The organism is Haliscomenobacter sp. (assembly GCF_041740695.1).
Classification (GTDB): Bacteria; Bacteroidota; Bacteroidia; order Chitinophagales; family Saprospiraceae; genus Haliscomenobacter.
The window spans coordinates 1-14,951 of sequence record NZ_JBGSLK010000107.1; the positions used below are offsets into that span (position 1 = coordinate 1).

General features: G+C 49.2%; 10 protein-coding genes. 6 read left to right on the forward strand and 4 right to left on the reverse strand.

The annotated features are described in order from the left end of the window. Nucleotides 1–345, reverse strand: a 345-nt coding sequence (locus ACEW9O_RS20895) for an ABC transporter ATP-binding protein (RefSeq protein ID WP_373552144.1), incomplete at its 3' end; no start/stop codon positions are given. Nucleotides 346–366: 21 nt separating this feature from the next. Further along, complete coding sequence (locus ACEW9O_RS20900; RefSeq protein WP_373552145.1) at nucleotides 367–2,769, reverse strand: ABC transporter permease; 2,403 nt, start codon at nucleotides 2,767–2,769, stop codon at nucleotides 367–369. Nucleotides 2,770–3,304: 535 nt separating this feature from the next. Between ACEW9O_RS20900 and ACEW9O_RS20905 the strand changes: the two genes are divergently transcribed. The 5 genes from ACEW9O_RS20905 to ACEW9O_RS20925 all read left to right on the forward strand — a co-directional run bounded on the left by ACEW9O_RS20905 (nucleotide 3,305) and on the right by ACEW9O_RS20925 (nucleotide 12,479). Next, entirely contained in the window at nucleotides 3,305–4,171 is an 867-nt protein-coding gene (locus ACEW9O_RS20905) for a sugar phosphate isomerase/epimerase family protein (RefSeq protein ID WP_373552146.1), read from the forward strand. An 82-nt stretch (nucleotides 4,172–4,253) separates the two neighbouring features. Beyond that, complete coding sequence (locus tag ACEW9O_RS20910) at nucleotides 4,254–7,106, forward strand: PVC-type heme-binding CxxCH protein (RefSeq protein ID WP_373552147.1); 2,853 nt, start codon at nucleotides 4,254–4,256, stop codon at nucleotides 7,104–7,106. A 310-nt stretch (nucleotides 7,107–7,416) separates the two neighbouring features. After that, on the forward strand, nucleotides 7,417–9,138 hold the full coding sequence (locus ACEW9O_RS20915; RefSeq protein ID WP_373552148.1) for a lamin tail domain-containing protein: 1,722 nt from the start codon (nucleotides 7,417–7,419) through the stop codon (nucleotides 9,136–9,138). 158 nt (nucleotides 9,139–9,296) lie between these two features. After that, on the forward strand, nucleotides 9,297–10,382 hold the full coding sequence (locus ACEW9O_RS20920) for a hypothetical protein (RefSeq protein ID WP_373552149.1): 1,086 nt from the start codon (nucleotides 9,297–9,299) through the stop codon (nucleotides 10,380–10,382). 243 nt (nucleotides 10,383–10,625) lie between these two features. Continuing rightward, a complete protein-coding gene (locus ACEW9O_RS20925) occupies nucleotides 10,626–12,479 on the forward strand; it encodes a stage II sporulation protein M (RefSeq protein WP_373552150.1) in 1,854 nt (617 codons plus the stop codon). Between the two features lie 15 nt (nucleotides 12,480–12,494). On the opposite strand, the gene ACEW9O_RS20930 is transcribed toward ACEW9O_RS20925, so the two are convergent. Then, complete coding sequence (locus ACEW9O_RS20930; RefSeq protein ID WP_373552151.1) at nucleotides 12,495–13,670, reverse strand: aspartate aminotransferase family protein; 1,176 nt, start codon at nucleotides 13,668–13,670, stop codon at nucleotides 12,495–12,497. Between the two features lie 271 nt (nucleotides 13,671–13,941). On the opposite strand from ACEW9O_RS20930, the gene ACEW9O_RS20935 reads away from it, so the two are divergent. Continuing rightward, complete coding sequence (locus ACEW9O_RS20935; protein ID WP_373552152.1) at nucleotides 13,942–14,646, forward strand: glycoside hydrolase family 25 protein; 705 nt, start codon at nucleotides 13,942–13,944, stop codon at nucleotides 14,644–14,646. A gap of 41 nt (nucleotides 14,647–14,687) precedes the next feature. Here ACEW9O_RS20935 and ACEW9O_RS20940 read toward each other — a convergent pair whose 3' ends face one another. After that, nucleotides 14,688–14,942: a HypC/HybG/HupF family hydrogenase formation chaperone gene (locus ACEW9O_RS20940; RefSeq protein ID WP_373552153.1), complete on the reverse strand. Its 255-nt coding sequence runs from the start codon at nucleotides 14,940–14,942 to the stop codon at nucleotides 14,688–14,690. Nucleotides 14,943–14,951: the final 9 nt, after the last annotated feature.

Genomic DNA, 14,951 nt, shown 5'->3' on the forward strand with positions numbered 1-14,951 from the left:
TCCCGAGACTTTTTTGTACAACAGGGGAGTTTCCAGGTTTTCGTATACCGTCAGCTCATCGATCAGGTGGTATTGTTGGAATACAAAGCCGATGTAGTGCTTGTACAGATCGGTGCGCTTTTTTTCCGAAAGTTTGTGTACGGGTTCGTCCAAAAAGTAATACTCTCCTCCACTGGGTTCTTCCAACATGCCAATGATGTTCAGCAGTGTACTTTTGCCAGCCCCGGAAGGCCCCATGATGGAGACAAATTCACCTTCAAAAATATTCGCGCTGATGTCCTTGAGCACCCAGTTTTTCTGGATGCCACTGTTATGGTACTTAGCTATGTTTTTTAGTTGCAACATGTGTTGTATAAGTTGTAGTTGTCATTCGTTTTTAATCGCAGTTACAGGGTTGGCCAGGGCCGTACGCAGGCTTTGGATGCTTACCGTCAGCAAGGCCAGTACAATCACACTAAGGCCCGCCGCCGCAAAAATCCACCATTCCACCTCAATCCGGTAAGTGAATTTTTTCAGCCATTGTTCCATCAGGTACCAGGCAATCGGACTGGCAATGAGGATCGCCAACAATACTGGCCGCAAAAATTCGGTCGACAGCAGGCTCATCACATTGCCAACGGTAGCTCCCATTACTTTGCGGATACCAATTTCTTTGGCCCGTCGGGCTGTTGCATAAGCAGCGAGACCAAAGAGCCCCAGGCAAGAGATAAAGATAGCCAGTCCCGTAAAGATGCCAAAAAGTTTGGCCATGCGGTCCTCGGCTTTGAACAGGGTATCAAAACTTTCGTCCAGAAAGAAATATTCAAAGGGTTTATCGGGGCAATGTTTTTTGTACAATTTCCCAATGGCTGCCATACTCGCTTGCACATCGGCTGTTTTTGACAACTGCAGGTACAAAGTGCCTTTAAAATCTTCGCCCACAATCGACATCGCCAGTGGTACTTTTTGATTCAAACTCATTTCGCTGAAGTAAAAATCATTCAACACACCCACCATGGGTTGTCCCAAAATGCTGCCTACTTCACTAGACTGTGCCAGGGACGTCACCCCCAAATCTTTGGCTGCCAGGGCATTTAAGACCAGTTTTCCCTCCCAGCCAGCCGTGTTTTTTAAATCGGCGGGCGGAATTTTCCAACTCAAACCCAACATATCGATCAAACCTGCGTCGACCCCAATGGTATGGAGCGGTACTTCTTTCTTATTGATGGGGGAGGTGACGAAAAAAATCGAATTGTAATCTTTGAACAGCGCCAAAGAGGCGCTGCCCGTTTTTTCGATTCCATTCAATTGAGAAACGGCGTTGCGGAAAGCGTGGTAACCATCTTCCGATGGCGTCATCATCAATACTTGGTCTTTGTTGATGCCCAGTTTGCGCGATTGCAAATAACTGAGTTGCTGTTGGGCCACCAAAGCGGCAATGACCAACACGATGGATGCAACGAATTGAAACACCGTGATGCTTTGGCGAATCTGGATGCCCCCTTTGCTGCTTTTTAAAAAACGACCTTTCAACACTTCCACTGGTCGGAAAGCCGAAAGTACCAAGGATGGGTAAGCACCAGCCAGTACAATACAAGCCAACATCAAACCCACCATTGGCAGTATCACGATTGGGCTCAACATAAAGGCCGCGTCAATTTGGAGATCCAGTCGATCAAAAAAGATGGGCCGCAGCAAAAAAGCCAAACCAAATCCCAATACAAAAGAGAGGCAAGTAACCAGTACCGATTCTCCATAAAACTGACCAATCAATTCGCCACGAAAAGCACCCAAGGCTTTGCGTACCCCTACTTCCCGAGCCCGTTCGTTGGCCCGAGCGGTGGTCAGGCTCATGTAATTGAGCAAGGCCAGCAGAATGATCAACAAGGCTACACCCGCAAAAATGTATACGTTGCTAATGCCTCGCGCCTCGCCACTGGTAGTTTCGCCCATGTGGAGGTCGGTGAGCGCGGAGAGCGTAAATTTGTTGCTTTTGATTTCTGATTCTGGCATTTTGCCTCGCCGCATCAGTTTGGGAATATTCTTCAAAACTGACGCTTGAATCGAAGGATTGGCCAAATGCAAGTAGGTCTGAAAGGAGCCTAAACGCACCACATTATCCATCTTGAGCAAATCGTCTTTCAGTTCAGGATTAAGCAATTGTTGAAAAGCAAACAAAGATTGCAAGGGGCCAATGATGTCGAAAGCCAGCGAGGCATTGGAGGGTGCATTTTTGATGACTCCACTAATCATGAAATTCAAGCCATTGTTGAGCGTCAGGGTGCGTCCCAGCACGTCGCTATCGCCAAAATATTTTTCGGCAATGGATTCACTCACTACTATTTTCCCGGGTTGATCCAGGGCAGTGCGGGGATCACCTTGTAAAAAAGGAAAACTGAATACTTTGAAGTAGCTGGGGTCGGCGAGTACAAAACGTTTTTCGTAAAAAATATGGTCAGCGTCGCTTTTGAACGCTAGTTTTTCATTAAAGGAGGTGAACATCCGCACGTAGTCCTTCACGCCTGCCGTACTTTCCTTGAGGGCTGGGCCCATGTAGGCCGACATGCCAGTGCCCTGCATTTCCTGTTCGCCAAATTTGAAGGTGGCCTTCAGGCGGTAAATGTTGTTGGCATTTTTATGAAACCGATCAAAACTTAACTCATGCCCTACAAAAACCAAAATCAGCATGCTCACCGCGATACCTACCGCCAGGCCGCCAATATTGATTGTACTGTAAAACTTGTTGCGCCAGAGGTTGCGGACAGCAAATTTGAGTTGAGTATAGATCATGGTTTGATTCGTTTGTATTGGCATTCAAAAACCCAGGGTTGGAGCAAGCGCCTTTGCCTGCTCCCAACCTAGAGCGAATTGCAACGAGATTAGTATGAAATAACAGTCAGCGTAAAATTCTTACAAGAGTCGGTGTCGGATGTAATACTGGGTTAAAGTCACAGACCGTGCCAATTTTATAACAAATTGAAAATCAGTTTTTAAAAAATATTTTTGCCGCAAAATCATGTTCACATCTGGACAGTTTGTGTTCGATTTCGGACACTTTTTCACCGCTATTTTTGTGTAAAAAACAGCTCATGCTCAAGAAATACCTATCTCAATGGGAGTCCTGATCAAAAAAATTGTGCTCTTGTAAACACCCGTTACTCCTCGCTTAATCCCGGTCAATTCAAAAAGTGCATTTTTTAATTTTGTTTTGGTCAAAATAATATCGTCAAAAGTCAATTTGTAGTGGCAAAGCAGCAAAATGAGTTGTTTTTTTGTATTGTTTTCAACTCATTGGTATTATTTTGACCAAGTTAAATAAACGATCATGTCCTTGTCCCGTCGTCAACTCTTGCACAGCTCCGCATTGCTCGGTGCCGGGTATGCGCTCGCTCCTTCACTCGACTTTTGGGCCGATTTTAAACGGCGTTTCCACATTGGTGCTTGTGACTGGTCACTAGGCAAAAGTGGCAATATTGAAGCGTTTGAGCTAGCCAAAACCATCGGCCTATCCGGCATTCAGGTAAATCTGGGCAACCTCGCCAATGATCTGCACCTGCGCCAACCCGCCCTACAAGCTCAATACCTGGCCATGAGCAAAAGTACGGGAGTCAAAATCAGCAGCCTCGCCGTCAGCGAATTGAACAACGTACCGTATAAATCCGATCCTCGCACCGAACAATGGGTATCAGATAGCATCGATGTAGCCCGCGCCTTCGGCGTATCCGTCGTGTTGCTGGCTTTTTTTGTCAAAAACGACCTGCGCAATGACCCCGAGGGCATTCAGGAGGTAATCAGACGGTTAAAAAAAGTAGCTCCAAAAGCCGAACAAGCAGGCGTTATCCTTGGCATCGAATCTTACCTTACTGCCGAAGAACACCTGCACATCATGCGCGAGGTAGGCTCTCCAGCCATCAAGGTTTTTTACGATTTCCGCAATGCTGCCGATGCGGGCAACGACATCTATACCGAGCTCAAAACCTTGGGCAAAAAAAACATCTGCGAATTGCACATGAAAGAAAACCGCCTCTTACTCGGCAAAGGTACCATCGATTGGCCTCGGGTAGCTACTGCCCTACGCGAAATCGGCTACCGAGGCGACAACTGGATGCAAATCGAATGGGCCAAACCAGATGCGGAGAATGTGGTGACGGCTTATCGGCACAATTTGGCGTATTTGAAAGATTTGTTTTGAACTGAACCTTGGAACTTTGGAACCCCATAACCCTGGAACCATGGAACTTTGAAACCCTGGAACCTTCAACCTCTACCTACTCATGAATCGCATCTTTCTCTTCATTTTTCCTTTGGTCTTAAGTTTATCCTGGCCAATACCCAATCCCCAGGAGCCCCTCAAACTCTACTTGCCCGACGACCTGGAAGTAAACCTCTGGGCCGAAAGCCCCCTGTTTTACAACCCCACCAACATGGATGTGGACAGCAAAGGGCGGATTTGGGTCACCGAAGCGGTCAATTACCGCAATTTCAACAACGATTCGACCCGGTTCCGCCACCATCAAAAGGGCGACCGCGTCATGATCCTGGAAGATACCGATCAAGATGGCAAAGCCGATCGTTCCAAGGTGTTTGTCGAAGACCCCGATCTGGTTTCACCGCTGGGCATTGCGGTGATGGGCAAACACATCCTGGTATCCTGCGCCCCCAACTTGATTGTCTACACCGATGAAGACGGCGATGATAAACCGGATAAAAAAGAAATCCTGCTCACTGGTTTTGGAGGCAAAGATCACGACCACTCTCTCCATTCCGTGGTAAGTGGCCCCGATGGCAGGTGGTACTTCAACACTGGAAATGCCGGGCCGCACCTAGTCACCGACCGGGCTGGTTGGAACCTCCGCTCCGGCAGTGTCTATACCGGAGGCACCCCTTACAACAACAAAAACGAAGGCAACCAACGCAGCGACGATGGCAAAGTCTGGGTAGGTGGTTTGCAATTGAGCATCAATCCCGACGGCACGGGCCTGCGGGTCTTAGGCCATGGCTTCCGTAACAGTTATGAAACCTACATCGACAGTTATGGCGACATGTGGCAAAACGACAACGACGATCAAGTGGTCACCTGCCGGGTTTCCTGGCTGATGGAAGGGGGCAATGCGGGGTTCTTTAGCGCCGACGGCACCCGCTACTGGTCGGCTGACCAACGCCCAGGGCAAGATATGTTCACGGCGCACTGGCACCAGGAAGACCCGGGTTTTATGCCTGCTGGCGACAATAGTGGAGCGGGTTCGCCCACGGGTATCGTGGTCAACGAAGGGGACGGCTTGGGTGAAAAATACCGGGGTATGCTGCTCAGCGCCGATGCTGGGCGCAACGTCATTTTTGCTTATCAGCCCAAAACCCAAGGCGCTGGTTTTGATTTGGGCAAAAGGCAAAACCTGTTGACCTCGGTAGCCCAGGACGATGAAGGTTACGTTTGGAATAATCCGGACTTCAAGACCGACCTCAGCAAATGGTTTCGCCCTTCAGATGTGATGATCGGTACGGATGGTGCCATGTATGTGGCTGATTGGTACGACCCCGTAGTGGGTGGCCATCAAATGAAAGACAGCGTGGGTTATGGCCGCATTTACAGGATTACGCCCAAAGGGAAAAACTTGCGTGCACCTAAGCTGGATTTGAGTACACTTGAAGGTCAAATAGCCGCCTTTCAAAACCCCGCGCCCAATGTGCGGGCACAAGGCTATCAAGCGCTACTGCAACGTCGGGCTACACGCATTCCCGAATTGGAATCCTTGCTAAAATCGGAAAATCCTTACGTGCGAGCGAGGACCATTTTTTTATTGGGAAAAATATTGCCCGCTCCTACCCTGCTTCCTACTTTGGAACCCTTGCTGAACAATGCGGATGAACGCCTGGCCATCGCCAGCTTACGCGCCCTGCGCAATGTTTTGCCAAAAAATGAGCTCCTGACCTTGTGCGCTCGTCACGCTCAGTCAGGTAATTCCATGCTGCGCCGGGAAATCGCCATAGCTTTAAGAGATTTTCCGCTGGAACAAAAATCACCCATTTTACTTCAACTCGTCCGGCAATACGATGGTCAAAACCCCTGGGAACTGGAAGCACTGGGTGCAGCCATGGAAGCACACGCCCAGGAATTGTGGCCCCAACTTCAGGCCATCACCCCCCAACTGAGCGAAGCTGTATGGCGCAAACTCGCCTGGCGCTTGCACCCCGCCGCGGCGGTCACCTCCTTGCAAACCTGGGCTAGCGAAGCCAATACCAGTGCCGCTTCCCGCAGTCAAGCCCTGGTGGCCTTGGCGTATGTCAAAGACCGCAAAGCCGCCGAAACCATGCTGGCCTTGATCAAAAGTTCTTTGCCCGATGTGGCCGAGCAGGCCAAATACTGGCTTTCCTTCCGCCAAACCAATGATTGGGCCAACTTGCTGGACTGGCAAAACACGGGCCTGGATTTGGCCAAAGAGAAAAAAATGGCCCAATGGAAAGCCCAACGCGCCAAACTGCTGAATACCAAAATTGTAGTCTCGGATCGCCTCAATACCGCCGAACGAATGGCCAAGGATTCCTTGGGTGGGCAATTTTTAATGGGCATGTTGCTGGACAATAAACTACCTGCCGACTTACACGAACGGGTGGCCAAACATATTTTCAGCAACCCCAGCCAGGCTATCCGCATCCAGGCCGGGAATTATTTCAAAAGGCCAGGGAGTGATAAACTCTGGTCGATACCCAACATTGCGGCACTGAAAGGCAATGCGGCCAAGGGCAAAAAGGTGTTCCAAAACAGTTGTGCCAATTGCCACCGCGCCGGAAAAACGGGGCTAAACATTGGGCCCGAACTGACTTTGATCAAAAAGAAATTTGACCAACTCGGTTTGTTGGATGCCATCATCAATCCCTCGGGGGGTATCGTTTTTGGTTACGAGGCCTGGAGTGTAACAACCCACGATGGGGAATCGGCCTTTGGGTTTATCGTCGCCGATGGTCAAACCCTGGTGATCCGCGACCTGCTGGGGCAGCAACATGCTTTCCCCGCGAATAAGGTGGCCAAACGGCAAAAACAGCCTGGGTCATTGATGCCAGATCCGGTGGCGCTGGAGCTGTCGGAGCAGGATTTGGCAGATGTGAGTCGGTATTTGTTGGAATTGTAGGTGCGACAAAAGGGCGACACCCTTTTTTGAAAGATACCGCCCTTTCAGGGCTGGTTCATGGTTGTGTAAGGTAAGCTACTTTTGGTTAATGCTGATCGGGAGTTACTAAACTTGGTGAGAGCATCTGGTAACTGCGCTCGTCGAGCTTGACGCCCAGGCGTCAGTCAAAGCTCGACGAGCGCCCACATAGTGGCAAGTAAAATTTTGGGGATTGCTTACACACTACTTTTATCTTATTTTTGCTACAAGATTCAGTCCTTTCTACATTCGACCAGCAATTACCCACGATTTCCCAACCAATTTAAGTAATATGTCAACATTCTTACGCTTAATTTTTAGCCTGAGCATTTTGCTGACCGTGTTTCAGCTCAATGCCCAGGTAGCTGGCGACTTGGCCATCGTTGGTTTCAACGCCGATGGCAACGACGATTTGGCCATCGTTGCCCTGGCTGAAATCCCAGCAGATCGCACCATTTATATTCGTGACGACGAGTGGTCGGGTACCGCTTTCCGTGATGCGATTGAAAGTACCCTGGCCTGGAGCACAGGCAGTGCTGCTATCCCGGCGGGTACGGTTATTGTTTTCTCCGATCTTAGTACAACTCCTGCCGCAAGTGTTGGCAGCATCATGTATGTTGGAACGGGCAACCGTGGCTTGGCGGCAACGGACGAGGCCATCTTTTTTTACCTCGGCACCGATGCCAACACCCCGACCACTTTTTTACACATGGTCACCAATGGTACTATAGCAACGGCAGCAGGTTCGCTGGATGGTACGGGTTTGATTGCGGGTACCAGCGCCCTTTTGCTAAAGGCTGCCGCTGATGTGGCGCAGTACAAAGGGCTGCGTTCGGGCCTGGATAAAGCCGGTTATTTGGCGGCCATCAATGATCTGAACAATTGGGATTCCCAAGATGGCGGCGGCGACCAATCCAAGGATGGAATAGTTCCCGATTTGCCTTTTAATACAACGGCTTTTGTAATTGGCGCAGCCGGGACGGATACCAATCCACCCGTGGTTTCTTCGGCGGTTTTGCGCAGCAGCAATACCATTCAGGTGCTGATCAGCGAAGCAGTCACCCGCGCTTCGGCGACCAATCCGGCCAATTATAGCCTGGAGCCCAGTATAACCATCAGCAATTTCGCCTATGACTCGGTGGGCCGCAGCGTCACGCTGACGACCACCAGCCCCCTGAGCGATGGCCTCATTTACCGTTTGAGTGTAAGCGGACTGGTGGACTTGGCCCCGGTGCCCAATACCATGAGCGCGACTTTTGTGTCCAGTCCCTTGTTGTGGAATGGCTATACCGGTGAGGATTTGGTGATTTCCGAAATCATGTACAACGCCGGAACGGGTACCGATTCCCTGGAGTTCATCGAAATTTACAACCGCAGCAGCCAGGCCATTCCGATGGGTGGTTTGCGCCTTTCACGTAGTGCCAGTGGGGTGCTCGGAGTTTATACCTTAGCGGCCAAAGGGCTGTACATCATTGCTTCGGATTCACTGCGGGCGGGTCGTTTTTATGGCAAAACCTTCCAACAGTGGGGCACCGGATTTTTGAACAATGGCGGCGCAGCCATCGTTTTGTCCAACTCCGCAGGAGTAGTCCTGGACTCGGTTAGTTATGACGATGCCGCCCCCTGGCCGATTACGCCCGATGGCATGGGCCCTTCGCTGGAACTGAGTGATGCCAATGCCGACAACAACGTGGGTAGCAATTGGCAGGCTTCCATTACTGAAACCGGCAAGTTGATCAATAGTGTAGCAATTTTGGCTTCACCTGGGGTGTACAAGTTGACGGTGGGTACCCGTGAAATTGGCCGTCCTGCCCACAGCTTCAAGGTATACCCCAACCCAGTCCGTGAGCGCCTTTATTTCAGCAAGGTGCTGAGTGGCAATGTGTACAATGTAATGGGGCAATGGGTTCGTCGCTTCCAAAAAGTGGATCAAGTAGAAGTACACAGTTTTGCCAAAGGGATGTACGTGCTGCAAGCCGAAAATGGCGAATACATTCGTTTTATGGTAGAATAATCCTGATCGCTCATGGCTGATCGCTAATCGCTAAAAAACACTTCCCGAATTTTGCCAGATGGCAGGGTTCGGGATTTTTTTTTGAAAAAATTAGTCCTATTCGGAACGTGCGGATGGATACAAAACACCTTTATCAAAATCACCTAAAACCCATTTTTATGAAACCGCAATTGTTCCTTTCCTATTTCTGCACCGCACTGTTCAGCTTGATGTTGCTGCCTTTGGTAGCAGCAAACTTGGTACAAAACCCCAATTTTGAAGTAGTGGGTGCCAATGGTATCTTGGTTAATTTACCCGGCGCACCTGCACCCTTTGAATCCCCCGCTAAATCCTGGTTTTTGCACACCAGCAACAACAACGCACCTTTGAGTTCCCGCATGCTGCCTTCAGATGGCCCCAATGCGCCCCGGATGATCGAAATCCGTTGTGGTGGCAACGAAAGTGGGGTGTTCCAAAAATTCAATCCCAATGGCCACAAAAAAGTAATCGTTACAGCTTATGTCAAAGTGGTCACGGGCCAGGTACAATTGGGCGTGGGCGTAGATGGCTTTACAAGTCAGGCTGTTTCGGTGGGTCCAACCAATAAGTGGGAAAAACTCAGCTTCGTCACCGACGGTACCAAACTCAACAACTGGGTATGGGTGTACAACCAAAACCCGAATGGCGGCTTGTTTTTTGTCGACTTTGTAGAGGTTGAACCTACCTGTACGCCGGATATTTTCACCCTGAACAACAGTTTTTCGGAGGTAGGCCCAATCGGTCTCGGAATGAACCACGTAGGTCCAATGCCTGCTGGTGGCGTTCCTTCCGCTGCCAAAGAATGGCGGGCACACAACAACAATGCAGGTGCCTTTGTATATACTGGCCTGATCGGCTCAAATGGTCCCGATGGTGGCCGGATGATGCTGGTACGTACGCTCGGCAATGAAGGTGGTGTATTCCAGGTATTCAACCCCAATGGTGTGAAAAAAGTAATGGTTACGGCCTGGGTATACGTGATGAAAGGCAAGGTGCAATTGGGCCTGGGTAAGGATGGTTTTACCAGCCAGGCCGTGATGAGCACCAAGGTTAACCAGTGGGAAAAACTGACCATTGTATCCGACGGCGCTACGCTCAACAACTGGGTGTGGGTATACAACCAGGATCCGAATGGTGGCGATTTTTACATCGATTTTACGGAGGTGAAGTCGATTTGTCCGCTGGTGTTGATCCCAAGTTTGGCGCTAAGGGTTAATGGTAACTAATCGCGAGATAACCAAAGTGGCATATTTTTTCACAAAGAATGCACAAAGGAACACAGAGGACACAAAGTTAGACGTTGACAACGCTTCGCTTTGTGTCCTCTGTGTCTCTTGTTTTTTTTCTTTGTGATAAAAAAATGTCGCTCATGTAAAACGCTAACCTAACCACTCTCTGACACTTAAATTTCCCCTCAGTGTAACATCTTTCCCATTTTTTTCGTAAAATGCCCCTCGTAAAGCCCAATTATGCGCGAGACCCAATTTATTCAGCAGAATAAGGAAAAATGGGGCGAGTTTGAACACATCCTGGAGGATGAATACAAAGACCCCGACAAGCTCAATGACCTGTTTGTACAGATTACGGATGACCTATCCTACTCACGTACTTTTTATCCCAACCGTTCGGTGCGGGTATACCTCAATGGCCTGGCCCAGCGGATTTTCCACGACGTACACAAAAGTCCTACCTCGCCTTGGCGCGCTTTTAAACATTTTTGGACCGAAGAATTGCCGCAGTTGTATTACGAAGCACGGCGCGACATGCTGATTGCCTTTTTGGTGTTCTTGTTGGCGTTTGGCATTGGGGTACTTTCTTGTGCGATGGACCCAGATTTTCCCGAAATCATTTTGGGAAAAGGTTACATCGACATGACCGAAACCAACATCAAAAGTGGCGACCCCATGGCGGTGTACAAGCAAAAAGGCATGTTCAACATGTCTTTGGGCATCACCCTCAACAACCTGATGGTGGCACTTTTGACCTTTTTGACGGGGGTATTTATTGGGGTAGGGTCTTTGATTGTGCTGGTTTTTAACGGCATTATGGTGGGCGTTTTTCAATACTTTTTCATCGAACGGGGTTTGTTTTGGGAATCTTTTTTGACCATCTGGATTCACGGCACCATCGAAATATCCTGCATCATTGTGGCAGGTGCGGCGGGCATAACTATGGGTCGTGGCCTGGCTTTCCCGGATACGTATGCCCGCGATCGCTCCTTCCAACTCTCGGCCCGGCGGGGCATGAAAATGATGATTGGCATCGCCCCCCTGATCATTTTGGCGGGTATTATTGAAGGCTATCTGACCCGCAATACTGATGCTCCCCAGTTGGTTCGGGGCATCTTTATCCTGATTTCCCTGTTTTTTGTATTGAGTTATTTTTTGTGGTATCCGGCATTAAAAGCACGAATCGGTTTTGCCCCACCACTACACAATGCCGACCTCACGCCCGACCTCAATCTAAAAATCAATTACCACAGCATCAAACGCAATGGTGAAATTTTTACCGAGGCGTTTTTATTCATGCGGAATCACCTTCGTTCGGTGTTTTTGTTGGTATTCGGCAGCACCGTTTTGTATTGCCTGCTGGTGTTTTCGATCAGCCCGGCGATCAACGACGAGGTTTTTTATTTGCCGACTGATTGGTTCGCTTTTTTGGACAATTTTGACGACATTATTTTTAATGATCGCTTGCCGGCCCTGCCCTACTTTATGGGCGTTTGTGTGCTCTTGCTGACCACTGGTATCAATCGCCTGATGATTCGGGATAGCGATGCTACCTGGCCGAGTTGGCAAAAGTTGGGCATCGATTTATTGGCGGCAGTGCCCGGAACAGCGGTTTTGCTGCTCCTTTTTTACGCACCTGGTGGCGTTACCTGGCTCGCAAGTAGTTTGGTTTTTCCACTTGCGCTACTCTGGATATTTGTCACTCAACGCGAAGCGGGTGGCAATCCCTTCAAAGGCATCCAGCGGACTTTTGCCCTGAGTATGCCCCAATTCGGCAAAATGTGGGGCTTGTCGCTCATCATGATGTGCACGGGGGTATTTTTCATGGGTTTGATGCATACCGGTGTAGTGGGCTTTTTCCTGGATGTAGTCAATTGGATCGTCAATTTACCTGCTAAACAAATGGATAAATTTGGCATCATCTTTTTAATGGGCTTGCAAATTTTTATGACCTTTTTTGTCTTTGCGATGCTCATCATTGGGTTTGGGCTTTTGTATTATACCTTCTCCAGCATTCAAGATGCGGGAGATTTGTGGGATAAAATTGGGAAAATCGGGCAGCAGCGGCGGATTCGGGGGCTGGAGCGGGAGTAGGTTTTAGACAAGCTCTTAAGCCAGACTCTCCAAAATCACCCCACAAGCCCATCTGATCTCCTCCTCAGAAATAATCAGTGGCGGCGCAATCCGCACTGATTCCGTATTGAACAAAAACCAGTCACTGATCAGCCCGCGCTCCAGACAGTGGCGAATGGTGTGCATCACCGCATCAAAGGAACCCAAATCTAGCGCCATCAGCAGGCCCGCACTGCGCAGTTCCAGGATTTTGGGGTGTTGGAGCAATTCATGAAAAAGCGCTTCTTTGGCTTTTACTTCTGCTATATAAGGTGTATCCAACAAAGTTTGCAAATTGGCCAATGCCGCCGCGCAGCACACGGGGTGCCCGCCAAAGGTGGTGATGTGCCCCAAAATTGGGTCATGCGACAACACTTGCATCAATTCCCGCGAAGCTACAAAAGCGCCAATCGGCATCCCGCCGCCCATAGCTTTGGCCAGCAAGAGTATATCCGGTACAATGTCATATTGTTCAAAAGCAAAGAGGCTACCCGTACGCCCAAAACCCACCTGAATTTCATCCAAAATCAGCAGTGCACCAACTTCAGTGCAACGTGCCCGGAGTTTTTGTAAGTAGTTTCGGGTTGGTTTGCGCACCCCCCATTCCGCTTGTACCGTTTCAACAATCACCGCAGCCGTTTTTTCCGTGATTTTTTCCAAACAACGCTCACAGTTGAACTCGATGTGGTGGATGCCGGGCAGCAGCGGGTGATAGGCTTGGGTAAAATCTGTGGGCCACATCAGGCTGGCAGCCCCTTGGGTGCTGCCGTGGTAGGCACGTTTGCAGGCCACAATTTCGGCGCGGCCAGTGGAGCGTTTGGCCAGTTTCATGGCGCCCTCAGTGGCTTCGGTTCCAGAGTTGACAAAATAGACCGACTCCAATGGGTCGGGGAGTTGATCGGACAGGAGTTTGGCGAGTTGCACCTGGGGGTCGAGCACGTATTCCCCGTATACGAGGGTGTGCAGGTAGCGATCCAATTGGTGCTGTATGGCCGCAATTACGCGGGGGTGACGATGCCCTAAATTGCTGACGCTGATGCCCGCGATCAGGTCCAGGTAGGCTTTGCCTTGGGTGTCGTAGAGGTACATGCCTTCGGCGCGGTCGATCTCCAGCATGAGTGGGCTCGGGCTGGTGGGGGCGAGGTGTTGTAGGAAAAGTTGTCTGGTATGCATGGTGATGATGGTTTGGGGTTAGGTCTTGAACATGACAAAATTGGTGAAAAACTTACTTGCAGCAATCCCGACTAGCAATTATTTTGTCGAAGCAAAAAAACAGGATTTGGAGGGAATTTTAAAGGGTAAAATTCGGTTCTGAATTTTTGTCATTTGTCACTAAAAATTTAAAGCTCGAAAATGCTTTGCGAAAACAAAATTTTTTCTGTATCATTGAACGCGAACTCAAAAAGGAAAGATTTGTGTATGCGTTTGATAAGATGTTAGTCCCATGAAACAGTTGTTATTGCTAATCAGCATTCTAATCTCAACCGCTCTTTTCTACTTTAACGGACCAGCGTCTTGGTCCGACGACTATGCCGTTCGTGGCATTGACGTATCTCATTACCAGGAAAACATAGATTGGAACAAGGTAGCTAAACAACAAGTGGATTTTGTTTTCGTCAAAGCAACGGAAGGCAATACCCTCAACGATAAGCTGTTTTGTGACAACTGGGAAGCCATCAAGGCCGAAGGCATGCACCGTGGTGCTTACCATTTTTTCCGCGCCAACGTTTCACCCGAACAACAAGCACTTAATTTCATCCGCAATGTCAAAATGGAAGCGGGCGATTTACCTCCCGTGTTGGATGTAGAAACGCTGGATGGTTCTGGCAAAATTCAATTGCTGGCGGGGGTGATTACCTGGTTGTACATGGTGGAGATTGCTTACGGCGTAAAACCCGTCGTTTATACCAATCAAAAATTCTACAATACTTATCTGGCCGGGCATTTTGACGATTATCCCCTTTGGATAGCTCGTTACAATGGCATTCGCCAACCCCGCCTCGCTGATGGCCGCAAATGGGAATTCTGGCAACGCCACGATACTGGTAAGCTGGACGGCATTGCTGGCGCAGTGGACCTGAACGTGTTTCAAGGCAGTAAAAAAGACCTCGAAGCAATGTGTATGCCTGAGATTTCCAGTCGGCCTTAATAATTCAGCCAATTATCTCATTAGCCCATCAACAAATCACCTCATTCCAGGTGTAAATCCTCCAATTCACCAATTTCTTGCAGGTAAGAAAAAGTCCGTTTGGCTTCTTCTTCGTCTACTACGCTGATGGCTACGCCTACGTGTACCAAAACGTAGTCCCCCATTTGGGCGTCGGGCGTCATGGATAAATCCACCGTTTTAGAGATACCTCCAAAAGAGACCTTGGCCTGGCGGACATTTTCATGCAACACTGAAGGTATAATAGCCGTGATTTTTCCGGGAATTGCTAAGCACATCGTAACAGC